Source organism: Pseudomonas hormoni (assembly GCF_018502625.1).
In the GTDB taxonomy this organism is placed as follows: Bacteria; Pseudomonadota; Gammaproteobacteria; order Pseudomonadales; family Pseudomonadaceae; genus Aquipseudomonas; species Aquipseudomonas hormoni.
In genome coordinates, this window is record NZ_CP075566.1 from 673438 (window position 1) to 695689 (window position 22252).

At 60.1% G+C, this 22252-nt stretch carries 23 protein-coding genes; 13 read left to right on the plus strand and 10 right to left on the minus strand.

The features are described from left to right. Positions 1 to 123: 123 nt before the first annotated feature. On the minus strand, positions 124 to 768 hold the full coding sequence (locus KJF94_RS03065; RefSeq protein WP_214381077.1) for a glutathione binding-like protein: 645 nt from the start codon (positions 766 to 768) through the stop codon (positions 124 to 126). A gap of 146 nt (positions 769 to 914) precedes the next feature. Between KJF94_RS03065 and KJF94_RS03070 the strand changes: the two genes are divergently transcribed. Then, positions 915 to 1481 carry a cysteine hydrolase family protein gene (locus KJF94_RS03070; protein WP_214381079.1) on the plus strand — a complete coding sequence of 189 codons (567 nt, stop codon included), beginning with the start codon at positions 915 to 917 and terminating at the stop codon, positions 1479 to 1481. A 174-nt stretch (positions 1482 to 1655) separates the two neighbouring features. On the opposite strand, the gene KJF94_RS03075 is transcribed toward KJF94_RS03070, so the two are convergent. From KJF94_RS03075 to KJF94_RS03090, 4 genes are all read right to left on the minus strand, one after another. Continuing rightward, complete coding sequence (locus tag KJF94_RS03075; protein WP_007906737.1) at positions 1656 to 1865, minus strand: SEC-C metal-binding domain-containing protein; 210 nt, start codon at positions 1863 to 1865, stop codon at positions 1656 to 1658. Further along, positions 1862 to 2356 carry an LEA/WHy family protein gene (locus KJF94_RS03080; protein WP_214381081.1) on the minus strand — a complete coding sequence of 165 codons (495 nt, stop codon included), beginning with the start codon at positions 2354 to 2356 and terminating at the stop codon, positions 1862 to 1864. Before KJF94_RS03080 ends, KJF94_RS03075 begins: the two co-directional genes overlap by 4 nt. A gap of 149 nt (positions 2357 to 2505) precedes the next feature. Next, on the minus strand, positions 2506 to 2982 hold the full coding sequence (locus tag KJF94_RS03085; RefSeq protein WP_214381083.1) for a YchJ family protein: 477 nt from the start codon (positions 2980 to 2982) through the stop codon (positions 2506 to 2508). A 4-nt stretch (positions 2983 to 2986) separates the two neighbouring features. Further along, positions 2987 to 3484, minus strand: coding sequence for a DUF6231 family protein (locus KJF94_RS03090; RefSeq protein WP_214381085.1), 498 nt, complete (start codon positions 3482 to 3484; stop codon positions 2987 to 2989). Between the two features lie 189 nt (positions 3485 to 3673). Between KJF94_RS03090 and KJF94_RS03095 the strand changes: the two genes are divergently transcribed. The 4 genes from KJF94_RS03095 (at position 3674) to KJF94_RS03110 (ending at position 6349) form a co-directional block, all read left to right on the plus strand. Beyond that, complete coding sequence (locus tag KJF94_RS03095; RefSeq protein WP_214381087.1) at positions 3674 to 4369, plus strand: PA1041 family peptidoglycan-binding anchor lipoprotein; 696 nt, start codon at positions 3674 to 3676, stop codon at positions 4367 to 4369. A gap of 91 nt (positions 4370 to 4460) precedes the next feature. Beyond that, on the plus strand, positions 4461 to 5171 hold the full coding sequence (locus KJF94_RS03100; RefSeq protein WP_214381089.1) for a PA1041 family peptidoglycan-binding anchor lipoprotein: 711 nt from the start codon (positions 4461 to 4463) through the stop codon (positions 5169 to 5171). Between the two features lie 148 nt (positions 5172 to 5319). Further along, entirely contained in the window at positions 5320 to 5598 is a 279-nt protein-coding gene (locus KJF94_RS03105; protein WP_214381091.1) for a DUF1145 domain-containing protein, read from the plus strand. Beyond that, complete coding sequence (locus tag KJF94_RS03110) at positions 5591 to 6349, plus strand: collagen-like triple helix repeat-containing protein (protein ID WP_214381093.1); 759 nt, start codon at positions 5591 to 5593, stop codon at positions 6347 to 6349. The genes KJF94_RS03105 and KJF94_RS03110 overlap by 8 nt, the downstream gene beginning before the upstream one ends. A gap of 149 nt (positions 6350 to 6498) precedes the next feature. Here KJF94_RS03110 and KJF94_RS03115 read toward each other — a convergent pair whose 3' ends face one another. Next, on the minus strand, positions 6499 to 6963 hold the full coding sequence (locus KJF94_RS03115) for a CopD family protein (RefSeq protein ID WP_214381095.1): 465 nt from the start codon (positions 6961 to 6963) through the stop codon (positions 6499 to 6501). Positions 6964 to 7061: 98 nt separating this feature from the next. Between KJF94_RS03115 and dinG the strand changes: the two genes are divergently transcribed. From dinG to pdxH, 5 genes are all read left to right on the plus strand, one after another. After that, positions 7062 to 9206: an ATP-dependent DNA helicase DinG gene (dinG, locus tag KJF94_RS03120; protein ID WP_214381097.1), complete on the plus strand. Its 2145-nt coding sequence runs from the start codon at positions 7062 to 7064 to the stop codon at positions 9204 to 9206. 95 nt (positions 9207 to 9301) lie between these two features. Further along, positions 9302 to 11812, plus strand: a complete 2511-nt coding sequence (locus KJF94_RS03125; RefSeq protein WP_214381099.1) for a beta-galactosidase — start codon at positions 9302 to 9304, stop codon at positions 11810 to 11812. Positions 11813 to 12034: 222 nt separating this feature from the next. Then, complete coding sequence (locus KJF94_RS03130) at positions 12035 to 13180, plus strand: serine hydrolase domain-containing protein (RefSeq protein ID WP_214381100.1); 1146 nt, start codon at positions 12035 to 12037, stop codon at positions 13178 to 13180. 114 nt (positions 13181 to 13294) lie between these two features. Continuing rightward, positions 13295 to 14386 (plus strand): OmpA family protein, encoded by a 1092-nt coding sequence (locus KJF94_RS03135; protein ID WP_214381101.1) that lies wholly within the window; start codon positions 13295 to 13297, stop codon positions 14384 to 14386. A gap of 24 nt (positions 14387 to 14410) precedes the next feature. Beyond that, the gene (gene pdxH, locus KJF94_RS03140; RefSeq protein WP_214381102.1) at positions 14411 to 15058 is read left to right on the plus strand and encodes a pyridoxamine 5'-phosphate oxidase; all 648 of its coding nucleotides are present in this window, start codon (positions 14411 to 14413) and stop codon (positions 15056 to 15058) included. Between the two features lie 5 nt (positions 15059 to 15063). Here pdxH and KJF94_RS03145 read toward each other — a convergent pair whose 3' ends face one another. Then, positions 15064 to 15300 (minus strand): hypothetical protein, encoded by a 237-nt coding sequence (locus KJF94_RS03145; protein WP_017336811.1) that lies wholly within the window; start codon positions 15298 to 15300, stop codon positions 15064 to 15066. Positions 15301 to 15468: 168 nt separating this feature from the next. On the opposite strand from KJF94_RS03145, the gene KJF94_RS03150 reads away from it, so the two are divergent. Both KJF94_RS03150 and KJF94_RS03155 read left to right on the plus strand, forming a co-directional pair. Next, complete coding sequence (locus tag KJF94_RS03150; protein WP_017336812.1) at positions 15469 to 15933, plus strand: outer membrane lipoprotein; 465 nt, start codon at positions 15469 to 15471, stop codon at positions 15931 to 15933. 608 nt (positions 15934 to 16541) lie between these two features. Beyond that, positions 16542 to 17810 (plus strand): IS110 family RNA-guided transposase, encoded by a 1269-nt coding sequence (locus KJF94_RS03155; RefSeq protein ID WP_214381103.1) that lies wholly within the window; start codon positions 16542 to 16544, stop codon positions 17808 to 17810. A 272-nt stretch (positions 17811 to 18082) separates the two neighbouring features. On the opposite strand, the gene KJF94_RS03160 is transcribed toward KJF94_RS03155, so the two are convergent. The 3 genes from KJF94_RS03160 to nhaA all read right to left on the minus strand — a co-directional run bounded on the left by KJF94_RS03160 (position 18083) and on the right by nhaA (position 20871). Continuing rightward, positions 18083 to 18337 carry a colicin E3-like toxin immunity protein gene (locus KJF94_RS03160; protein ID WP_214381104.1) on the minus strand — a complete coding sequence of 85 codons (255 nt, stop codon included), beginning with the start codon at positions 18335 to 18337 and terminating at the stop codon, positions 18083 to 18085. 7 nt (positions 18338 to 18344) lie between these two features. Continuing rightward, entirely contained in the window at positions 18345 to 19562 is a 1218-nt protein-coding gene (locus tag KJF94_RS03165) for an S-type pyocin domain-containing protein (protein WP_214381105.1), read from the minus strand. A gap of 121 nt (positions 19563 to 19683) precedes the next feature. Beyond that, positions 19684 to 20871: a Na+/H+ antiporter NhaA gene (nhaA, locus tag KJF94_RS03170; protein WP_214381107.1), complete on the minus strand. Its 1188-nt coding sequence runs from the start codon at positions 20869 to 20871 to the stop codon at positions 19684 to 19686. A gap of 238 nt (positions 20872 to 21109) precedes the next feature. Between nhaA and KJF94_RS03175 the strand changes: the two genes are divergently transcribed. Next, positions 21110 to 22204 carry a PLP-dependent cysteine synthase family protein gene (locus KJF94_RS03175; RefSeq protein ID WP_214381109.1) on the plus strand — a complete coding sequence of 365 codons (1095 nt, stop codon included), beginning with the start codon at positions 21110 to 21112 and terminating at the stop codon, positions 22202 to 22204. The last annotated feature ends 48 nt before the right edge of the window (positions 22205 to 22252 follow it).

A 22252-nucleotide genomic window follows, 5' to 3' on the forward strand; every position in this document is an offset into this window, starting at 1 on the left:
GCTCGGCTGCGAAGCGGTCGCAATCCAGACACCGCATTCCATCAGTTGAAAAGCGGGGCCTGGATTGGGAGTGCTGCGCACTCCAGCGGGAGCAAGCTCCCTCGCCACAGGTCATGGTCGTTCTTAGGATTTTGGTGGGTTGATTTTGGCCGCGAGGGCATACGCCTTCACCGTCGCCGGCCGATTCTGGATGTGATTGAACCAGCGCAGCACATTCGGGAAGTCTTCCAGATTCTGGCTCTGCCACTTGTGGGAAACGATCCACGGATAGATCGCCATGTCGGCAATGCTGTATTCGTTGCCGGCGACAAATTCGTTGATCGCCAGTTGCTTGTCGAGTACGCCGTAAAGGCGCGCCGTCTCATCGATGTAGCGCTTGATCGCGTAAGGGATTTTCTCCGGCGCGAACTGGCTGAAGTGATGATTCTGCCCGGCCATCGGCCCCAGCCCGCCCATCTGCCAGAACAACCATTGCAGCGCCTGCTGACGACCGCGCAGGTCTTTGGGCAGGAACTTGCCGGTCTTTTCCGCCAGGTACAGCAGAATCGCCCCGGACTCGAACAGTGACAAAGGTTCTCCGCCATCGGCTGGCTCATGATCGACGATGGCCGGGATTCTGTTGTTTGGAGAGATTTTCAGGAAGTGCGGCTGGAACTGTTCGTTCTGGCTGATGTTGATCGGGTGCACGTTGTAAGGCAGGCCGGCTTCTTCCAGGAAAATCGAGATTTTGTGGCCGTTGGGGGTGGTCCAGTAATACAGGTCGATCATGAAGTACTCCACATCAAGAGACGTCGTAAGGGATGGACAGCAACCGCGGGCATCAGGTCGTCCTGTTTGCGATCGAAGGCTTGCCTGTAGGAGGAGGTGATGCTGAAGTGCGTGAAATTCAATGACCTTGCGTGAGAAAAGTCGGCATGGAGCTCAAGACCAACGCGGCACTGATCATCATCGATCAACAAAAAGGCATCCTGGAGCCCCGGCTCGGCCGGCGAAATAATCCTCAGGCCGAGGCGCGGATTCTGGAACTGCTGGATCTTTGGCGTCGAACCGGGCGACCGGTGATTCATGTGCAGCACCTTTCCCGTTCACCGGAGTCGGTGTTCTGGCCGCAGCAATCGGGCGTGGAGTTTCAGGAGCGGTTCCAGCCATTGGCCGGCGAGCAGCTGATTCAGAAACAGGTGCCGGATGCGTTTTGTGCGACGGGCCTGGAGGCGAGGTTGCGCGAGGCGGGGATCGATCAGTTGGTCATCGTTGGCGTTGCGACCCACAATTCGGTGGAGTCCACGGCACGAACGGCCGGTAATCTGGGGTTTGACACGTGGGTGGCGGAGGATGCGTGTTTCACGTTCGACAAGGCGGATTATTTTGGTAATGCCCATTCTGCCGAGGACGTGCATGCCATGTCGCTGGGGAATCTGCAGGGGGAGTATGCGACGGTTGTCCGCTGTGCGCAGATCCTGATGACAGCTGTAAACCTGTAGGAGCAAGGCTTGCCCGCGAAGAAGGCACCGCGTTAATTCAGGTAAACCGCGTAATCGTTCTTCGCGGGCAAGCCTTGCTCCTACAGGGGAACTGTGTCGATCACAGGTCCAGTGTGGGAGCGGGCTTGCCCGCGATAGCGATTCAACAGGCGAAGAATTTCTTCGCCCGAAGCATCAAGCGCCGTGGCACTTCTTGAATTTCTTGCCGTTGCCGCACGGGCAAGGATCGTTGCGGCCGACGTCCTTCAGGGCGTTGCGTACCGGTTCCTGGTGCGCGTGACCGCAGTTCGGGCCGTGAACATGGCCATGGTCGTGATCATGGTGGTCGTGATGGTCATGGTCGTGGTTGCAATCAGGGCCATGGACGTGGGGTTGCTGGGTCATCGGGTGTGCTCCGGAATTAAATCGGCGGGGATTATCACGCCTTTGCGCGCCAGGTGCACGTAGTGCGCGATGAACACACCGGTTTCCAGCTCACCTTCCAGCCGATAGGGGACGGGTTGATCGGCTTTTTTCAGCATCTTCACCAGGTCCCGCACCTTCGGCCACAGGTTGGTGCGGACCGGTACCTTGAAATACCCGCTGCGTTTGGGGCTGATCGTAAACCAGTGCTCGTGCTCACCCTCGGTCAGCAGCATGTCACCCAGATGAATCCGGTACTCGAGGCCGCGCACGGTCAGGTCACTGTCTCGGGGATTGTCGACACGAAAGTACAGCATGAAACGCTGCTGCATCAGTTTGGCCTCGACGACTTCGACCTTGACCAGATGCACGGCGGGTTCGGGCTCATCCTCGCTGAACCAGGACGCGCAGCCGCCGAGCCCGAGAAACAGGAGCAGGGTGAATGTATATAAGACGCGCCGTCGGGTGGTCATGGTGATGTTTCTCCCTTGAGCACCAGTCTAGCCCCAAAAGATCGTCCGATCGCAGCCCGAGCGTTCGGCAGCTCCTACATTGGAATGGCGTACACACCGTAGGAACTGCCGAAGGCTCGGGCCGCGATCGGACGATCTTTTGCGTCATCTCACGCGCCGAAATACCCCGCGCAACACTTCTTGAATTTCTGCCCGCTGGCGCAAGGGCAGGCATCGTTGCGTCCGGCCTTGAGTGGCACGGTGGGGTCGATGAAGTACCAGTGGCCGGCGTTCTGCACGAACGACGAGCGCTCGCGGTGGCTGTGTTCGCCGCCGCCGTCGTGCCAGCGTGCGGTGAACGTCACGAACGCGTGTTCCGGCTGACCGCCGAACACCTCGGCGCTTTCCACCTCAAGACCCAGCCAGGTGCTTTGGGCGCTCCAGTCGCTGATGGACTGCCGATCCAGGCCCGCTTGTTGCGCGGGCAGGGTGGTCGCCACCAGATAATCGATCAGGCCCATCACATAAGCGCTGTAGCGGGACCGCATCAAGGCCTCGGCGCAGGGGGCCGGGTGACCGGCATGGTAATGACCGCAGCAGGCGTCGAGCAGGGTGCCGCTGCCGCAAGGGCAAATGGATGTACTCATCGCGTTACCACCAATATTTCCCGAAGTTTTCCGGATTGGCCCAGAACCGTGAGTTGAGCCAGTCGGGGACTTGTTTGTAGTCAAGCAGATCATAGGTGAACAGGGTCAGTACCTGATCGTCGCGCTGGAAACGTTCGCTGGCTTGCAGGGCCAGGGAGAAAAAATCCGTCTCCTGCCAGCCGCTGGCCGGCAAGTCCGCGAGCACCGCAATGCGACTGGCATTGAGGTTGCGAATCCCGCCGAGCAAATTCAGGCCATCGCGTTTGGGCAAGTGTTCGAGGCAATCGACCACCAGCGCCAGATCAAAGCGGCGCGCCGCCAACTCGGCCGGCAACGGCCCGGGCGCCGCATGGGCGACGCAGGTGTCAGGGTGCGCGAGCTTGAACGCCTCAAGCGCGGGGAATTCACTGGCGCCGATCAGCAACAGGCGCGGCGGGGCGTAACGATCCAGCAAAGCGGCCAGCGCCTGCTGTGGCGTGCGCGAAGAAATACCTGCAATCATCGAAGATCCTCAATCAGAGCGCCAAGACTAGCCTGCCCAAACGCCCAGATATAGAGCGGCTTAGCGCCAAAAGTGCCGATCACCCGTGAACACGGGACAAAACAGGCATGGCCTATTGCTGGCGGAGATTAAAACTCGGGTCTTTACTCCCTGAATCGGTTCTAAGCCGATCCCTCAGGAGAAAACTAGATGAGCATAGTTCGGACAGCATTACCCTTGGTTCTGCTAACCAGTGTGTTGACTGGTTGCGCAGGTTTGCAGAAAACCGACTGGCCGACCTGTGCGGCAGTCGGTGGTGTCGTAGGTGCGGGTCTCGGCGCGACCGAGAGCTCGGCATGGGCAGGGTACGGCGCGCTGCTGGTCGGCGGTACGGCCGCAGCCTATTGCTGGGTTCACGGTGATGGCGACGAAGACGGCGATGGCGTACCGGACAGCCGCGACAAGTGCCCGGGTACGCCTAGAGGCGTGCAGGTCGATGCCGATGGTTGCCCACCACCAGTTCCTGCACCAGTGGTTGAAGAGGCGGTTGTGGTCAAGGAAGAAACCATCGTCATCCGCGATGTTCACTTCCAGTTCGACAAAGCCACACTTACCCCTTCCGACAAGCTGGTACTCGACAAAGTCGCCACTCGCCTGAAACAGGAATCGTCCACCGCACGCCTGACCGTCACTGGCCATACCGACAGCGTGGGCAGCGATGCCTACAACCAGAAGCTGTCTGATCGTCGCGCGCACTCGGTCGTTGATTACCTCGTCAAGGATGGTGTGCCACGCAGCAGCTTCGTGTCTGTGACCGGTGCCGGTGAAAGCCAGCCTGTTGCCGATAACAAAACCGCTGACGGCCGTTCGTTGAACCGTCGTACCGAAATTAAAATCGAGCGTTGAGTCCCTTCCGCTCCGCGGCTTGTGCAGTCGCGGATGCGGGTCTTTACTCCTGTGTGACCGGCATCTGCCGGTAACACAGGAGCTTTCAACCATGAGCCTACTCCCAAGGACCCTCTTGCCGGTTCTGCTGCTTGGCAGCCTGTTGACCGGCTGCACGACTCACAGCGATGGCACTGCCCCCCTCAATCAACGAACCTGGCCGATCTGCAGCGTCATCGGCGGTCTGGTCGGTGGAGGCCTGGGCGCTCTGGAGAGTAGCGGTTGGGCGGCGGGCGGAGCGGCACTGGGTATCTTAACTGGGGGCTTGATCTGTTACGCCCAGGACGGCGATGAAGACGGCGATGGTGTATTCGATCGACGCGATCGCTGCCCTGACACACCGGCCAATACCCCGGTCGAACACCATGGTTGTCCGCTGCCGCAGTACCCGGCCAGCGTGAAACCTGTGCAAACCGAAGTCATCACCCTGAGCGATACGGGCGACGTGTTGTTTGCCTTCAATAAATCCGACCTGACGCCCTCGATGCAAAGTCACCTGGATGCACTGATGCCCACACTGCAAAGTGCCGACGTGGTGAGCATCAAAGTGATCGGCCATACCGACAGCGTGGGCTCGGACACCTATAACCAGGCGCTCTCGGAACGACGCGCCAGCAGCGTGGCGGCTTATCTGTTGGGTATGGGCCTGGCGCCGAACAAACTCACCAGCGAAGGCCGGGGCGAAAGTCAGCCTGTGGCTGATAACGAAACAGATGAAGGACGCGCGAAAAACCGTCGCGTGGAGTTGCACATCAATCGCTGAGCCGTGTGATAGAGCCGTCGGGCAACCATTGCGGTGGTTTCGACGGCCATTCGGCGGCCTTCATGAAGAATTTTCCGTTGCCCTCTGGCTTATCCCGCGTGGAAGCCGTTACTGTGCGCGCAAAGAATAATTCTCAACGGGGGAGCGTATGAAGGTGTTTTGGGGGCTGGGGAAGCTGTTGACCCTGCTGTTCTGGCTGGTGGTGCTGGTCAATCTGATGACGCCGTTTGTCAATCCGCTGCACCTGTTGGTCAATCTGGCCGGCGGTCTGTTGGCGTGCCTTCATCTGCTTGAGGCGGTGTTCTGTTTCCGCAGCCTCAGAGGTCGCGCCCACCCTTGGCGTGATCGCTTGAAGATTGTCTTTTTCGGTGTTTTCCACCTGCAAACCATTCCGGCTCCCGCCGTACCAAAGGCATCCCATGCGTAAACTCTGTCTGCTCGCCGCTCTCATCAGCCCGCTCGCCTGCGCCCAAGTGGTCAGCGTCGAAACCAACTCGCTGATGCGCCTGCCCAATACCGCCAGCACCTTGCAGCTGGAACGCCTGGAAGTGGCCGATTACGGCACGTTGCTGATTCCCTCGAACGTGACCGAAGTCACCGTGGGCGAATTGCACCTGGGGCGCGAAGCGCGGATCGCCATCGTGCCGAGCGAAAATGCCCTGGAGTTGAAGATCAACCGTGCCGAGCTTTCCGAAGGCAGCCAGATCACCGCTCGCGGCGCGCCGGGCACTTACCTCAAGGCGGCCCGCTCGGGGCGCAATCTGAATGTGCAGATAAAGGCACTGAACGCACCGCAGTTGTTGGTTGATGCACGCGGTGGCGCAGGGGCACCGGGTTTTGTCGGTCTCGACGGCGCCAACGGCCAGGCACCGGGATGCACCTGGGGCCAGGCTGGCCGCGGGGCCGATGGCAGCAATGGCAGCGATGGTCAGCCGGGTGCGCCGGGTGCGCTGGTCAGGCTGGAAGTGCCGCGCGATTACCCGGCGGAGCAGATCAAGGTTCAAGTGGCGGGCGGCACGGGTGGCCTGGCCGGTCCTGGCGGTAAGCCGGGGGCGGGCGGCAAGGCCAAGGGTTGCCTGGTTTACAAGGCCGATGGCGGCAAGAGCGGCAAACCTGGCACTGACGGCCAGCCGGGGCCTGCGGGTGCGGCGGGTTCTGTGACTGTTCAGCGCTTGTAAGAACCACCGAGAACCCCTGTGGCGAGGGAGCTTGCTCCCGCTGGGTCGCGAAGCGGCCCCAAAACCGGTGACCGCGTTTATTCAGAATGTACGCGGTAACCGGTTTACGACTGCTTCGCAGCCGAGCGGGAGCAAGGACCGTGTATTACTCAGAACATCGGCCTGGCCGCGGCAATCGCCACCAACACCAGCCCAACGATCAAATTAACCCCCACCAACTTGCGAATCCTCCCCAGCACCGCAGCCCCCGTCGGCCAGTCCTGCGCCGCCACCGCCGTGCGCAATTCCGGCAACAGCAACGCCTGAATCCGGATAAATAGCGCCGTCATCACCACGTACAACCCCATCATCACCTGCACATAACGCGGCGCGGTTTCAAAACTTTCGTATTGCAGATGAATCATGCCCACGCCGCTGATCGGCAACAGCACCACCGCGACCCAGACCCAGCGGAAAAAACCCTGAAACACTTCCACCCACAGCTTCAAGCGGGCAGGGCCCTCCAGCGCCTTCATCGCCGCGGGCCGCAAGACCATCCAGGCGAAAAACATGCCGCCGACCCACACCAGGGCGGACAGGACATGCAGGGGGTAAACGATGCCAAAAGGTGTCATTGGGGTACTCCGTTCTGCGCGGGATTAATTAGCGCGGTATGATAGCCGCCGATCCGAACCACTGAAAATTTATCCAGCGTTTTTTGCGCCCGACAACCATGATCAGCACTGAACTCAAAACCACGATCCAGGGCGCCTACACGCGTTTTCTTGAAGCCAAGAGCCTCAAACCGCGCTACGGCCAACGCCTGATGATCGCCGAAATTGCCAAGGTCCTCGGTGACATCGACACCGACGACGAAGGCCGGCGCAGTGGCGACCCCGCGATTGTCGCGGTGGAAGCCGGCACTGGTACCGGCAAGACCGTGGCCTACAGCCTGGCGGCGATCCCGACCGCGAAGGCCGCCGGCAAACGCCTGGTGATCGCCACCGCCACCGTGGCGCTGCAAGAACAGATCGTCTACAAGGATCTGCCCGACCTGATGCGCAACAGCGGGCTGAATTTCAGCTTCGCCCTGGCCAAGGGCCGTGGGCGCTACATGTGCCTGTCCAAGCTCGATATGCTGCTTCAGGAAGGTCACGCACAAACCGCCACCGCGCAGCTGTTCGAAGAAGAAGGCTTCAAGATCGAGGTCGATGAGGCCAGCCAGAAGCTGTTCACTAGCATGATCGAGAAGCTCGCCGGCAATAAATGGGACGGCGACCGCGACAGTTGGTCCACGGCCCTGGAAGACGCCGACTGGGCGCGCCTGACCACCGATCACAGCCAGTGCACCAACCGCCATTGCCCTAACTTCGGCCAGTGCGCCTTCTACAAGGCCCGCGAAGGCATGGGCAAGGTCGACGTGATCGTCACCAACCACGACATGGTCCTGGCCGACCTGGCATTGGGCGGCGGTGCGGTTCTGCCGGACCCGCGCGACACCATCTACGTGTTCGACGAAGGTCACCACCTGCCGGACAAGGCCATCGGCCACTTCGCTCACTACACTCGCCTGCGTTCCACCGCCGACTGGCTGGAAACCACCGCCAAGAACCTCACCAAATTGCTCGCCCAGCACCCGCTGCCGGGCGATCTGGGCAAGTTGATCGAGCAGGTGCCGGAACTGGCCCGTGAGATCAAGACCCAGCAACAGTTTATGTTCACTGCCTGCGAACAGGTCGCCGATTTCAAACCCGGCGAAGACGTCGAGGGCCGTGAACGGCCGCGTCACCGCTTCGTCGGCGGGGTGATTCCCGAGCACATGCGTGAGATGGGCGTCGAGTTGAAGAAAGGCTTTGCCCGTCTCACCGATCTGTTCACCCGGCTCACCGAATTGCTCAAGGAAGGCATGGACGGCGAGGTCAACATCGGCATCGCCAGCAACCAGGCCGAAGAGTGGTATCCGCTGTTCGGCAGCCTGTTGTCGCGCTCTTCGGGCAACTGGGAATTGTGGGTCGCATTCACCGCCGAAGACCCGGAAGACAACCCGCCCATGGCGCGTTGGCTGACTCTGGCCGAAAGCGGTTCGCTGTTCGACATCGAGGTCAACGCCAGCCCGATCCTCGCGGCGGAAATGCTCCGTCGCAACCTGTGGAACGTGGCTTATGGCGCACTGGTAACCTCGGCGACCCTGACTGCGCTCGGCACCTTCGACCGCTTCCGCATGCGCGCCGGCCTGCCGAAAAAAGCCGTGACTGCCGTGGTCCCGAGCCCGTTCCATCACGCCGACGCCGGTGTGCTGCGCGTACCGGACCTGAAAGCCGACCCGCGTGATGCGCCGGCCCACACGGCAGCGATCATCCGAGACCTGCCGCAACTGGTCGAAGGTTCGCGCGGCACGCTGGTGCTGTTCTCCTCGCGCAAACAGATGCAGGACGTGTTCGACGGTCTCGACCGCGACTGGCGCAAACAAGTGTTCATTCAAGGCAACCTGTCGAAACAGGAAACCCTGAACAAGCACAAGGCGCGCGTCGATGGCGGTGATTCCAGCGTGCTGTTCGGCCTGGCGAGTTTTGCTGAAGGAGTCGACTTGCCCGGCGCCTATTGCGAGCACGTGGTCATCGCGAAGATTCCGTTCTCGGTGCCCGATGATCCGGTCGAAGCGGCACTGGCCGAATGGATCGAAGCCCGTGGCGGCAATCCATTCATGGAAATCTCCGTGCCGGACGCTTCGCTGAAACTGGTCCAGGCCTGCGGTCGCTTGCTGCGTACCGAAGAAGACCGCGGCACCATCACCTTGCTCGATCGACGTCTGGTCACCCAGCGTTACGGCAAAGCGATCCTCAATGCGTTGCCGCCATTTCGTCGAGAAATTTCCTGATACAGCGGTGGGCAAATCTGCCCGCCGCGTTGTCTATCTCTCTGCCATCGCTTTTCCACTGGCCCATTGAGGTCGTTAGGGAGAATTTCGTTCTCATGATTCGCCGTTCCTTGCCCGCCGTATTTGCCCTGTTGTTCGCAACGCCCTTGTTGGCCGCTCCCGCAGGCCAGCAGACGCTGTTCAACTTTGTGCGCCCCGCCGACGTGGTCCAGGTGGCGACTCAGGACGCCAGCCTGCCGCAATCCAATGCGGAGCAAACGGCCGAAGGCGAAGTGCTGCGTCGGGTGACGTTCAACCCGGTGGCACAGCCAGCCCTGCGTTTGACCCCGCAGACCGGCGCCTGGGACTGGTCGCAGTCCGGCGTAATGAGCCTGCGGATCCAGAGCGCGATGAACTGGGCCGTGACCCTCTACGTGAAAATCCAGAGCAACGATGGCAAGACGCTGATCAGTCGCGTTGACCTGCCGGCGGGTCCTGCACAAACCCTGCTGGTGCCATTGGTTGCCACTTCGCCGCTGAGCCTGGGCATGAAGGCCGGGCCGCCGATGCCGATGACAGTCGACGGACAACGCATCCTGTTGGCCAGCAGCGCCGGTGAACTGGATCGCAGCCAGGTGGTGTCGGTGACCTTGTCGATGGATCAGCCGAAAGTCGCCCAAAGTATTCTGCTGGAGCGCTTTGGCGTACAGGACGGCGAGGGTGTGACCCAAGCCGTTTATGGCGGGCTGGTGGACGCTTTCGGGCAATCGACTCGAGCCAAATGGCCGGAAAAGGTCAGCAGCGACGAGCAACTCAAAAGCGCCGCCGCCAAGGAACAGCAACAAACCAAAACCTGGTTGGCCGAGCGCGAGAAGTCGTCGCTGGACAAATTCGGTGGCTGGATAAAAGGCCCGTCGTTCAAGGCCAGTGGCTTTTTCCGCACCGAGAAACGTGACGGTCGCTGGTACCTCGTGACGCCGGAAGGGCATCCGTTTTATTCGCTCGGGGTCAACACCATTACCCCGGACGTCAACCAGACCTACATCGCCGGCCGCGAATGGATGTTTGAGTCACTGCCGAAACCCGACGAGCCGCTGGCCAGTCACTTTGGCGAAGGCGACAACCGTGGCGGCAATGGCGTCGATCAGGGCCGTGCCTATAACGCCGGTCGCTGGTACGACTTCTATGGCGCCAACCTGCAGCGTTTGTATGGCGCTCCTTGCGCGCTGGGCAGCGACACCAAGGCCGGTGTCGCCGAAGCGGCCAAGGCCGACGCGGTTGAGGCGACGGTCGAAAAAGCCGCTGAGCAACCCGTCCTGCCTGCCACGGCCGAATCCGGTGTTGCCGAAGCCGCCAAGGCCGGCGCAGAGGAAGCAACGGTCGCGAAAGCGGCTGAGCAGAAACCCGCCGAGCCCTGCACAGCGGTGATTGATGAACAACGCTGGGCCAGTCACACCCTGGATCGCCTGCAAGCCTGGGGTTTCAACACCGTCGGCAACTGGAGCGCCCCGGCACTGGCCAACGCTGATCGCGTGCCCTACACCTTGCCGCTGTCGATCGTCGGCGATTACGCCAGCATCAGCACGGGCACCGACTGGTGGGGCGGCATGCCCGACCCGTTCGACCCGCGTTTCGCCATGGCCACCGAGCGTGCCGTGGCCATCGCCGCCCGTGATCATCGTGACGACCCGTGGCTGATCGGTTATTTCGCCGACAACGAACTGGCCTGGGCCGGTCCCGGTGACGACCCGAAAGCCCGCTACGCGCTGGCCTACGGCACCTTGAAAATGACCACCGACGTGCCGGCCAAACGCGCGTTCCTCAAGCAATTACGCGACAAATACCGCAATCAGGCGGGCCTTTCCAAAGCCTGGGGCATCGACCTGCCGGCCTGGGAATTGATGGAAGATCCGGGCTTCGTGCCACCGCTGCCAAGCGCCGAGCACCCGGAAATCGAGGCCGACTTCAAATACTTCCAGAAGGTCTTTGCCGACACGTACTTCAAAACCATTTCCGACTCGCTCAAGTGGCACGCACCGAACCAGCTGTTGCTGGGCGGTCGCTTTGCCATCAGCACCCCGGAAGCCGTGGATTCCTGCGCGCAGTATTGCGATGTGTTGAGCTTCAACATGTACACCCTGCAACCGCAGGACGGTTACGATTTCGCGAAATTGCGCAGCCTGGATAAGCCGGTGCTGATTACCGAATTCAACTTCGGCTCGGCCGATCGTGGCCCGTTCTGGGGCGGCGTGACGCAACTGGCCAAGGAAGAAGACCGCGGCCCGGCGTACGCCAACTTCCTGAAACAGGCGCTCAGTGAGCCGTCGATTGTTGGCGTGCACTGGTTCCAGTACCTCGATCAACCAGTGACCGGCCGTCTGCTGGACGGTGAAAACGGGCACTTTGGTCTGGTGGGCATTACCGACCTGCCGTTTCAGGGCTTTGTCGACAGTGTGCGCAAGAGCAACCTGGCGGCCGTTGATCAGTTGGGTAAAGAGGCCGAGAAGGCCAAGGCTGAAGCGGATAAAGCCAGTCACGATGCCGTGGGTGGGCGAAAAGCTGAAGCCGGCAAAGGCCCGGGGAAGGGCACCGGGCAGGCGGGTGGGCATTCCGGGAATGGCCATTAATCGCTGATATCCCTGTGGCGAGGGAGCTTGCTCCCGCTGGACTGCGCAGCAGGCCCTTTTTGGGGCCGCTTCGCAGCCCAGCGGGAGCAAGCTCCTCGCCACATAAGGGTTCTGTTTAATTCTATGGACGGATACACCGCCCAGCCCGCCCCTGTTCCCAAAACCATCAATGGCTGGAACAATGCGGGCCACTTTGTAGAGCTTTGTCCGAGGGAGTAGCGGGTGCAGATTCAGGGTCATTACGAACTCAGGTTCGAAGCGGTGCGTGAGGCGTTCGCCGCGTTGTTCGACGATCCCCAGGAACGTGGCGCAGCGCTGTGCATCCAGGTCGGTGGCGAAACTGTCGTCGACCTCTGGTCCGGCACCGCCGACAAGGATGGCCATGAGGCCTGGCACAGCGACACCATTGCCAACCTGTTCTCCTGCACCAAGACCTTCACCGCCGTCACGGCCCTGCAACTGGTGGCCGAAGGCAAGCTGCAACTGGACGCCCCGGTTGCCCGCTACTGGCCCGAATTCGCTGCCGCCGGCAAGGAATCCGTCACCCTGCGTCAATTGCTCTGCCATCAGGCCGGTCTGCCGGCGCTGCGCGAGTTGCTGGCTCCAGAGGCGCTTTACGACTGGCACACCATGGTCGACGCCCTGGCGGCCGAATCGCCGTGGTGGACGCCGGGCACCGCTCACGGTTATGCCGCGATCACCTATGGCTGGCTGGTCGGCGAGTTGCTGCGTCGGGCCGACGGACGTGGGCCGGGCGAGTCGATCGTGGCCCGCGTCGCCAAACCGTTGGGGCTGGATTTCCACGTCGGTCTGGCGGATGAAGAATTCCATCGCGTGGCGCACATCGCCCGCGGCAAGGGCAACGTCGGCGATGCTGCCGCGCAGCGCCTGCTGCAAGTGACGATGCGCGAACCGACGGCCATGACCACGCGGGCCTTCACCAACCCGCCGTCGGTCCTGACCAGCACCAACAAGCCCGAGTGGCGGCGCATGCAGCAACCGGCGGCCAATGGCCACGGCAATGCCCGCAGCCTGGCCGGGTTCTACGCCGGTCTGCTCGACGGCAGCCTGCTGGAAAGCGAGATGCTCGACGAGCTGACCCGCGAACACAGCCTCGGCGAAGACAAGACTTTACTGACCCGCACCCGCTTCGGCCTGGGTTGCATGCTCGATCAACCGGACGTCCCCAACGCCACTTATTGCCTCGGCCCACGAGCGTTCGGCCATCCGGGCGCTGGTGGTTCCATCGGTTTTGCTGACCCTGAGCACGATGTCGCCTTCGGTTTTGTGACAAATACACTGGGGCCTTACGTCTTGATGGATCCGCGCGCGCAAAACCTTGCGCGGGTACTGGCCACTTGTCTGTAAAACGCGCTCACGGGTTCCAGGGCCGGAACCCGAAGGCCTTTATGTTTTCCAAGCGTCTGTTTATCCGGGTCATGCCGGCCTGATTTTTTATGATTTCATTTTTGTGGATATCCAATGTCACTCAATAAAACCACCCTCGCTTTGGCCCTGTGTGTCGCTGTTACCGGTTGTGCGCAGACTCCACAAAATGATTCGGATGGCAGCAGCTGGTGGCCGTTCGGGTCCTCGGACAAAGTCGCGGCAAAAGAGCCGGCTCCGGCCCCGGCACCTGTGAAACCAGTCGCTGCGGCCCCGGTTGCCAAGGCTGAAAGCTCCAGCCATTGGTACTGGCCGTTCGGTTCCGATGAAGTGCTCGATAAAAAACCAGAGGTAAAATCTGAAGCCAAGCCGGTCGAAGTGGCCAAGGCTGAGGCCGACGCGGGTGGCAAATGGTGGTGGCCGTTCGGCGGCAAAGAGCAAAGCACCGCCAAAGTTGTGCCTTTGCCTGATCCGAAAGTGACCCAGGCCTGGCTCGATGACTACGAACCGCGCCTGCGCGAGGCGATCAAGGACAGCAACCTGCAACTCGAGCGTCGTGAAAACGTGCTGGTGGTGATCGCGCCGGTAGAAGGCTCGTTCAACCCTGACCGTCCGGCCATGTTGCTGCCGGTTACCTTGGGTCCGTTCACTCGCGTGGCGAAAATCCTCGAAGTCGATCCGAAGACGGCCGTGCTGGTACTCGGTCACAGCGATACCTCGGGTGCCGCACCGGCCAACGTGAAACTGAGCCAGGAACGGGCACAAGCCGTGGCGGCAATCTTCCGTCTCAGCGGCTTGCAACGTGATCGTCTGATGCTGCGTGGCATGGGCGGCGAAGCCCCGCGTGCAGCGAACGACAGCAATGAAGGCCGTGCCTTGAACCGTCGCGTTGAACTGTTGGTGACTCCGCAAAACACCATGGTCGCGCTGCTGAGCAAATACAACATGCCTGCCCCGGCGCCGGTCAAAATGGTCGCAGCCCAGGACGTCAAGCCAGTGGTCAAGCCCGTCACGCCTGCACCTGCCGCGAAGAAAGCCGCAGTGCCTGCTGCGAAAAAAGCCCCGGCCAAGAAAGCCGCCGCCAAGAAGGCACCGGCCAAGACTGCGACGCCGGCTAAAAAGACCGCGCCGGCCAAAGCCGCAGCAACTGACAAGAAAGTCGTTGCCGCCGATGCTGTGAAAAAGTGATTCGTTAACCAAAAGGAATGCGCCATGACCCAGGGCCTGGCTGATATGCGTCGCGACTACACCCGAGATGGCCTGACCGAGGCACAAGCCCCGGCCGAGCCGTTCGCGCTGTTCCATCAGTGGTTTGCTGATGCGGTGAAAACCGAGCAGGTGCCGGTGGAAGCCAACGCCATGACCCTGGCCACCGTCGACCAGGACGGTCGGCCGCATTGCCGCATTTTGCTGCTCAAGGGCCTGGACGAACACGGCTTCACGTTCTTCACCAACTACGACAGCGCCAAGGGCCAGCACCTGGCCGCGAATCCGTTCGCGGCCATGACCTTTTTCTGGCCGGCCCTGGAACGTCAGGTGCGCATCGAAGGTCGGGTGGTAAAGGTCACGCCTGAAGAGTCCGATGCCTATTTTCAGGTCCGGCCGCTGGGCAGCCGTCTCGGCGCCTGGGCTTCACCGCAAAGCCGCGTGATCGCCGATCGCGCCGAACTGGAAGCGCTGCTCAAGAACACCGAGCAACGTTTCAGCGATACACAGCCTCATTGCCCCGAGCACTGGGGCGGTTATCGCCTGCTGCCTGAGCGCATCGAATTCTGGCAGGGCCGTTCGAGCCGTCTGCACGATCGCCTCAACTACCGCTCGCAGGGCGCCGACTGGATTCTTGAACGTCTGGCACCCTAAGCAGTCTACCGACCGGGATAGCCTGCCGCAGCGGCCTCCAGCCACTGAGGCAGGTCCCGACGCTTGATCTTCTGCGCTTGAGCGTTCGCCAGTTGCTGGAGCATGAAGACTTTCTTATGCTCGTCGTCTCCAGCCAAGGCTAACGCCAGGTCGCGGTCCATCCAGCGTTTGATCCGTACGTACAACCACCCATGGAAGTACAGACCGGCGACAGTGGTGACGACAATGATGAAGTAATCCATGACAATCCCTGGTTCAGCGGCGCAGCTTGCGCCATTTGCCGCTACTGTTTGCTGAGTTCGTGGAGGCGCCTGTACCTGGCCTGAATCAAACCAATTTTATCCGGGCCACGTCGTGACAGGCGTCAAGCTGCGGAGTTTAATGAATACCTGTCCTTTGGAGTTGATGCTATGCGTAAGTCTGTTCTGCTGGTTGCTTCCTTTTCCACGATGGCGATGTTGCTCACTGGCTGCCAATCGAGCTTGACCGGTGACTCCTATTCCCGTGACGAAGCGCGTCGTGTGCAGACCGTTCGCATGGGTACCATCGAATCCTTGCGTCCGGTGAAAATCGAAGGCACCAAGACCCCGATCGGCGGCCTCGCCGGTGCAGCAGTGGGTGGTGTTGGTGGCAGCGCTATCGGCGGCGGTCGCGGCAGTATCGTTGCGGCGGTCATCGGCGCCGTTGCGGGCGGCCTGATCGGTTCGGCCACTGAAGAAGGCCTGACCCGCGCCCAGGGCGTTGAAATCACCGTTCGCGAAGACGATGGCAGCATGCGTGCCTATGTGCAGCAGGTTCAGGAGAATGAAGTGTTCCGTGTCGGTGAGCGGGTGCGGATTGCTACTGTTGATGGTACTAGCCGCGTTTCGCACTAAGCGGGAACGAAGGTAAAAGAAAACCCCGATCAGGTGACTGGTCGGGGTTTTTATTTGGTTCTTCATGGACTCTCGGGGGGGAATACAGAAGTGCCGATTTGATCGGGTGCATATCCGTTGCTGCGGTTGCGGCCACTGGCGGTTCCGCTCTTACAGCGGGTTACTTGGAGAAGCGCCAAGTAACCAAGCGCTTTTGCCCCTTTCGTTCGGTGCCTCGCTAATGCTCGGCATGCCCTCCTTCCGGTCCTGCTCCGTGGGCCCGCCGCCATCGGCCATCCATGGCCGGGGGCGGCTAACCCGGCATCCATGCCGGGTTGCCCACTGCGCAGAACCTCCACTCGGCCTCTCGATATAGGTTGTCCGTTCCTTTCCTCTTCCATCCTTCGGTGTCTGGAAGTCAGTTTTAATCAAGGAAGGAACATGCACCTGTGGGCTACGAATATGCCTCTCAAGCACGCGATGATTACCTCCTCACCTTCGAGCCCACAGGTGTGCTTGCGCCCTCTAACGAATCCTCAGGGAAAGCCCGACACGGCTCTCTATATCGCTTTCGCTGGACGTAAGCATGCATGTCCCTGCATGTACTTTAGCGCCTGTGGAGGTTGTTGATGGAAACGCTCCTGTCTCAGAAATTTACTGCTTATATCGGAATAGATTGGGCAGATACCAAGCACGACGTGTGTTTGCAGGTCGGTGGGGAAACCCAGCGGCACTTCTCTGTCATCGATCACACGCCCCAATCGATTGATCGTTGGGCAAAATCGATGTTTGAGCGCTACGGCGCTCCGATTGCGATTGCTCTTGAACTCAACAAGGGTCCGTTGGTGGCAGCCCTGCAAAAATACGAGTTCTTCTGCCTGTTTCCGATTAATCCGAGCACCTTGGCCAGACACCGTAAAACCTTTGTCGGCAGCGGTGCCAAGGATGATCCGAGCGATGCTCAATGGGCGCTTGAGCTGTTGCTCACTCATCCCCTACGATTTCCCCAGTTGATGCCGCAAAGTCCAGCCATGCGTATTTTGGCCAGCCTGACAGAACATCGACGTGCACTGGTTGATGAGCGAGTGAAGGTCAGCAACCGCTTGATCTGCACGCTCAAACAGTATTATCCATTGGCCCTGGAGCTGTTTGGCAATCATGACACCGTGGTGTTCTGTGACTTTCTAATGCGCTGGCCCACGCTTGAGCACATCAAGCGTTCTCGCCAGAGTACTTTTCTCAAGTTCTTTAATGAGCACAACGCTCGTCATGCTCAACTCAATCAAACGCGCTGGGAAATCATCACCAAAGCGATGCCTTTGACGCAGGATCCGGGGGTGATACGTCCTTCGCAGCTGTACGCGACAGCCTTGGCGTCGCAACTCAAAGGGCTCATTTCCACCATCAAGGATTTTGATCGCGAGATCGAAGAAACGGCCAACACCTTGGCCGATTACCCGATCTTTAAGGCGCTCCCTGGCGCCGGCCAGCATCTTGCGCCGCGCCTGATGGTGGCTTTTGGTGAACAACGTGATCGATTTAGCGACGCCAATGCGATGCAGCGATATGCCGGGATCGCACCGGTTACACAGCGCAGTGGGAAGAAAAAAGTGGTGCATTGGCGCTACCAATGCTCAACGTTCTTGCGCCAGACTTTTGTCGAATGGGCCGCTCACAGCATCACTCAATCAACGTGGGCCGAGGCTTACTATCGGCCGCAGCGGGCAAAAGGATGCTCATACCAAGCGGCGCTGAGAGCACTTGCTTTTAAGTGGATCAGAATCGTCTATCAGTGCTGGAAAACCAGCACTGTCTATGACGAGATGGCTTACTTGCAGGCTTTAACGCGGCGCAGATCAACGTTGGTAGAGGCGCCGATGGAGGTAGTCACAGGTTGACGGACAGGCTCAGGGCGTGAGGGGGCGACCACCGCCACAGCACCGCGAGGCGGCCTACCGGCCGGCCTGGTTCTTTGATCGTACGCATTCCCCTGTGGGAGCTGGCTTCCCAGCGATGGACGTTAACGATTACGCGTGCTGCCTGAATGAACGCGTTATCCATACGTTATTTCTAATGATTCCCAAGCTTCGTTAGTCATTGCTACGCAGCTTCATGCAGTACATCAAGTCCCTTTTCACCCGTGACGGTAGGATGAATCCGATACCTTAAGTTACCAATTGTCACGATAGACAAACGCTACTTGGTAGTCGTAGGAGGACAAGTGAATGACATGTTGGAAATGAGGTTGAAGCGTACCGACCCAGTTGGGAGTAACGTTAAATCCACCATTGTTAATGTTGTTTTCGATTGGCAGACCCAACGCTTCAATCACGCAGCCATCATCACCAAAATCAATCGATAATTCCTCCCCTTGGCCCATCTCGGTTTGTTTGTCATACCATTCAAGTCTTATTTTTAATCCCATAACATCCTCACAAGTATTTTTTGATGCTGCGATTCTTCTTGGGGGGATCTAGTTGTTCACCCGTTTTATAGTCGAATGAACCCAGGTGACTGCCATCACTTGAGCGATACGCCTCAAGCTCACCATGCAGAAAGTCCCACTCGTAGATTATTCTGCCTTTTGCGTCCATCCAGCGATCCCGGAGGCCTCCCTTGTAAGGGGTTTTCTTTTTTACTCTCCTTAGGTCAGGAAATGCGGTGATGTCCGCGGTTTCGGGAGCCGGGTGGTAGGTGTGGCCTGCTTCGGCAGTACCGTTGCGGCGAACACTAACCACGATGTAAACCGGCTTTACTCCGGAGTCCGCGGGAAAAACAAGAATGAAATCCTTGTAATCAGGCGGATAAACCGGATCGACAATGATGCTGTCAGCCTGTTTAGTCGGCGGATAAACCCAGATGTGCGGTGCTTGCGGAGCAGCCTCCAGTGCGGGAATGCCGAGGATGTCTGAACCATCCACCGCCGGTGTCCAGATCAGCTCAACGCCATCCCCCAGATCCGCAACCTGCTGACTGCCGCGCAATGTGAACTGCGCGACATCCACCATTTCCCAATCGCGATTCTTGCCGGTGTAGAAGCCGTAGCCCTTGAGACTGCCATCAGCCTGTTGCTCAACTCGCAGACGCACGCGAGTGCGTGCCTGTTTCAGAGCTCGGAGCTGGTCTTCGGTGTAGAGCGAGCTGTCGCCAAGGCTCGAGGGTGTGACCAGCGCGACAAGGCCAACCATTGTTGCAGCGACGGTGGCTGCGGCGGCTAAAGGAATAGCGGCGAATGCCGAACCGGCCAGGGCGAGGCTGCCCAGACCGGCGGGAATCGCTGTGCCGCTGATCTTCTTCAGTGGCACAGCGCCTGATTCATCCGCTTCGCGAGCACCCAGCAGAATCAGCTCGCCGTAATCTTTCAGGCTGCCGGTCGGGACAACGCCGGAAGGGTTGGAGTAATCGATGATGGCATTGGGTAGCTTGCACGACTTGGCGAAAACGCAACCCGCGTGTACGGCGTTGTCCGTTTTCGCAAGGATCTCAAGGCTTTCTTCAAAGGCCTGTTGCCTCGCGAGCATGGCGTCGTAAGCGTTTTGGCGGGTGTCTCGCGCAGCCAGCTCGGTGGCTGTCATGAAGCGATGGGTAACGTGATGCCCGTCACCTGAGGGTGGGTTTTGAACCCGGGGAATGTCCTTGTTGCCAGCCACTGATCATCCTTGCGTTCGTCCGTCGACAACCCTCTAAAAAGGGGTTATGCGACGTTAACGAACGAGGCGGATCGTGGCTGTAGGACGCGTCTTGAATGACGCTAGGAGTTGTCTCTGTCGATCAGGATTGCAGTGCGGCGTTCTTGCGACTCGCCGCCGCCGTCACCGCATAACCAATCAACGCCGCCAATATCGAACCGGTCAAAATCCCCATCCGGTCCATCCCGGCGTACTCACTGGCACCCGGCATGAACGCCAGGGAGCCGACAAACAAACTCATGGTGAAACCAATCCCACAGAGGATTGCCACGCCCAACACCTGACCCCAATTGGCGCCTTGGGGAAGGGCGGCGATGCCGATTTTCACCGCCAGCCAGGTCAGGCCGAACACGCCGAGGGTCTTGCCCAACAGCAGGCCGACTGCGATGCCCATCGGCACGTGGTGGGTGAAGCTTTCGACGGTCACGCCGCTCAGGGACAGGCCGGCGTTGGCGAAGGCGAACAGCGGCAGGATGCCGTAGGCCACCCACGGGTGCAGGGCATGTTCCAGGGTCAGCAGCGGCGAAGGCTCGGCGTTTTTTGTGCGCAGCGGGATGCAGAACGCCAGGGTGACGCCGGCCAGCGTCGCATGGACACCGCTCTTGAGCACGCACACCCAGAGGATCAAACCGATGATCATGTACGGCCCGAGCTTGACCACGCCGAGCCGGTTCATCGCAATCAGCGCCACGATGCAGGCTGCTGCGAGCGCCAGGGACAGGGTCGACAGAGTGCCGGAATAGAAGATCGCGATGACGATGATGGCGCCGAGGTCATCGATGATCGCCAGGGTCATCAGGAACAGCTTCAGCGACACCGGCACCCGTTTGCCCAGCAGGGCGAGGACGCCGAGGGCGAAGGCGATGTCGGTGGCCATCGGGATGGCCCAGCCAGCCAGGGCTGCCGGGTTATCGCGGTTCAGGAACCAGTAGAGCAGCGCCGGCACGACCATGCCGCCAATCGCGGCCGCGCCCGGCAGCACGATCTGCGAAGGTTTCGACAGCTGACCATCGAGGACTTCGCGCTTCACTTCCAGGCCGATCAGCAGGAAGAACAGCGCCATCAGCCCGTCGTTGATCCACAGCAGCAGCGGCTTGGCGATTTTAAGCGCGCCGATCTGGGCGACCACGGGGGTGTCCAGGAGACCGTTGTAGAGCCATGACAACGATGAGTTGTTAATGATCAAAGCCAGGGCTGCAGCGGCGATCAACAACAGACCGCTGGCAGCTTCCAACTGAAAGAAACGCGTGAAAGTGCTACGCAGAGGCAAGGTCGCTCTCCATCGAATTATCAAAAAGGTGGCACACCCTAACCCGTACCGTTAGTTGTTAAAACAAAAGTTATATTCTTTTTTGTTATATGCCGTTACAGCCGAAAGGTCGACACGGACCTGAGCCTAGCAGTTGCCGGACGTATTGAAGCTCAGCTGTATCTGTGCGGGATGTCGGATTTTTCCTAAGCTTCAGGGCTGAGCCTTGCGACAAGGCCGACTCAACGAGAAAACCACCATGAGCGACAACCGACAGTGGGCTCGAGAAGCCATCCGCATCATCGAAGCCGACTTCCAGCGCAGCGCCGACACCCACCTCATCCCGTTACCCCTGCCGGGTTTGCCGGGCATCGAGTTGTATTTCAAGGATGAGTCGAGCCATCCCACCGGCAGCCTGAAACATCGCCTGGCCCGCTCGTTGTTCCTGTATGCGCTGTGTAACGGCTGGCTCAAACCCGGTGCGCCGGTGATCGAAGCGTCCAGCGGTTCGACGGCGATTTCCGAGGCGTACTTCGCCCGTTTGCTGGGCCTGCCATTTATTGCGGTCATGCCGGCGACCACCTCCAAAGAGAAAATCGCACAGATCGCTTTTTACGGTGGCAAGAGCCATCTGGTCGATGATCCGACGCAGATCTACGCCGAGTCCGAGCGCCTGGCCCGTGAGCACGACGGGCACTTCATCGATCAGTTCACTTACGCCGAACGCGCCACCGACTGGCGGGCGAACAACAACATTGCCGAATCTATCTTCCATCAGATGCGCTTCGAGCAGCATCCCGAGCCGAGCTGGCTGATTTCCAGCCCCGGCACCGGCGGCACCACCGCGACCCTCGGGCGTTACGTGCGTTACCGCCAGCATTGCACCCGCGTGCTGTGTGCCGATGCCGAGCGTTCGGTGTTTTTCGATTACTACCTGACCGGCGATGCCAGCCTGCGCCTGGATCACGGTTCGCGGATCGAAGGCATCGGTCGGCCACGGGTCGAGGCGTCGTTCCTGCCGAAGGTGATCGATGCGATGGTCAAGGTGCCGGACGCGCTGTCACTGGCGGCCATGCATTACCTGGCGCAACGTTTGGGACGGCGTGTGGGCGGGTCGAGCGGGACCAACCTGATCGGCGCGTTGATGGCGGCCCAGCAGATGGTGGCGGCGGGGGAGTCGGGGTCGATAGTGGCGATTCTGTGCGATGGCGGCGAGCGTTATGAGACCAGTTATTACGATCAGGCTTGGCTCAAGGCGCAGGGGTATGAGTTGAGTGGGTTGATGGATGCGGTGGCGGCGAGTGTCGAGCGGGGTGAACTGTTGCCGGCGACCGTGCTGCGCGCAAACATCTGAAATCAGTCACCGCCCCTGTAGGCGCAAGGCTTGGCCGCGAAGAACGAT

Excerpts from the sequence above, each read along its gene's own strand:
- KJF94_RS03095 (WP_214381087.1), top strand. The coding sequence starts at position 3,674 with ATGAGCATAGTTCGGACAGCATTACCCTTGGTTCTGCTAACCAGTGTG.
- KJF94_RS03080 (WP_214381081.1), bottom strand. The coding sequence starts at position 2,356 with ATGACCACCCGACGGCGCGTCTTATATACATTCACCCTGCTCCTGTTT.
- KJF94_RS03070 (WP_214381079.1), top strand. The coding sequence starts at position 915 with ATGGAGCTCAAGACCAACGCGGCACTGATCATCATCGATCAACAAAAA.
- KJF94_RS03075 (WP_007906737.1), bottom strand. The coding sequence starts at position 1,865 with ATGACCCAGCAACCCCACGTCCATGGCCCTGATTGCAACCACGACCAT.
- KJF94_RS03145 (WP_017336811.1), bottom strand. The coding sequence starts at position 15,300 with ATGGATTACTTCATCATTGTCGTCACCACTGTCGCCGGTCTGTACTTC.
- dinG (WP_214381097.1), top strand. The coding sequence starts at position 7,062 with ATGATCAGCACTGAACTCAAAACCACGATCCAGGGCGCCTACACGCGT.
- KJF94_RS03135 (WP_214381101.1), top strand. The coding sequence starts at position 13,295 with ATGTCACTCAATAAAACCACCCTCGCTTTGGCCCTGTGTGTCGCTGTT.
- KJF94_RS03160 (WP_214381104.1), bottom strand. The coding sequence starts at position 18,337 with ATGGGATTAAAAATAAGACTTGAATGGTATGACAAACAAACCGAGATG.
- KJF94_RS03155 (WP_214381103.1), top strand. The coding sequence starts at position 16,542 with ATGGAAACGCTCCTGTCTCAGAAATTTACTGCTTATATCGGAATAGAT.
- KJF94_RS03065 (WP_214381077.1), bottom strand. The coding sequence starts at position 768 with ATGATCGACCTGTATTACTGGACCACCCCCAACGGCCACAAAATCTCG.
- KJF94_RS03175 (WP_214381109.1), top strand. The coding sequence starts at position 21,110 with ATGAGCGACAACCGACAGTGGGCTCGAGAAGCCATCCGCATCATCGAA.
- KJF94_RS03105 (WP_214381091.1), top strand. The coding sequence starts at position 5,320 with ATGAAGGTGTTTTGGGGGCTGGGGAAGCTGTTGACCCTGCTGTTCTGG.
- KJF94_RS03125 (WP_214381099.1), top strand. The coding sequence starts at position 9,302 with ATGATTCGCCGTTCCTTGCCCGCCGTATTTGCCCTGTTGTTCGCAACG.
- KJF94_RS03150 (WP_017336812.1), top strand. The coding sequence starts at position 15,469 with ATGCGTAAGTCTGTTCTGCTGGTTGCTTCCTTTTCCACGATGGCGATG.
- KJF94_RS03100 (WP_214381089.1), top strand. The coding sequence starts at position 4,461 with ATGAGCCTACTCCCAAGGACCCTCTTGCCGGTTCTGCTGCTTGGCAGC.
- KJF94_RS03090 (WP_214381085.1), bottom strand. The coding sequence starts at position 3,484 with ATGATTGCAGGTATTTCTTCGCGCACGCCACAGCAGGCGCTGGCCGCT.
- KJF94_RS03115 (WP_214381095.1), bottom strand. The coding sequence starts at position 6,963 with ATGACACCTTTTGGCATCGTTTACCCCCTGCATGTCCTGTCCGCCCTG.
- KJF94_RS03110 (WP_214381093.1), top strand. The coding sequence starts at position 5,591 with ATGCGTAAACTCTGTCTGCTCGCCGCTCTCATCAGCCCGCTCGCCTGC.
- KJF94_RS03085 (WP_214381083.1), bottom strand. The coding sequence starts at position 2,982 with ATGAGTACATCCATTTGCCCTTGCGGCAGCGGCACCCTGCTCGACGCC.
- pdxH (WP_214381102.1), top strand. The coding sequence starts at position 14,411 with ATGACCCAGGGCCTGGCTGATATGCGTCGCGACTACACCCGAGATGGC.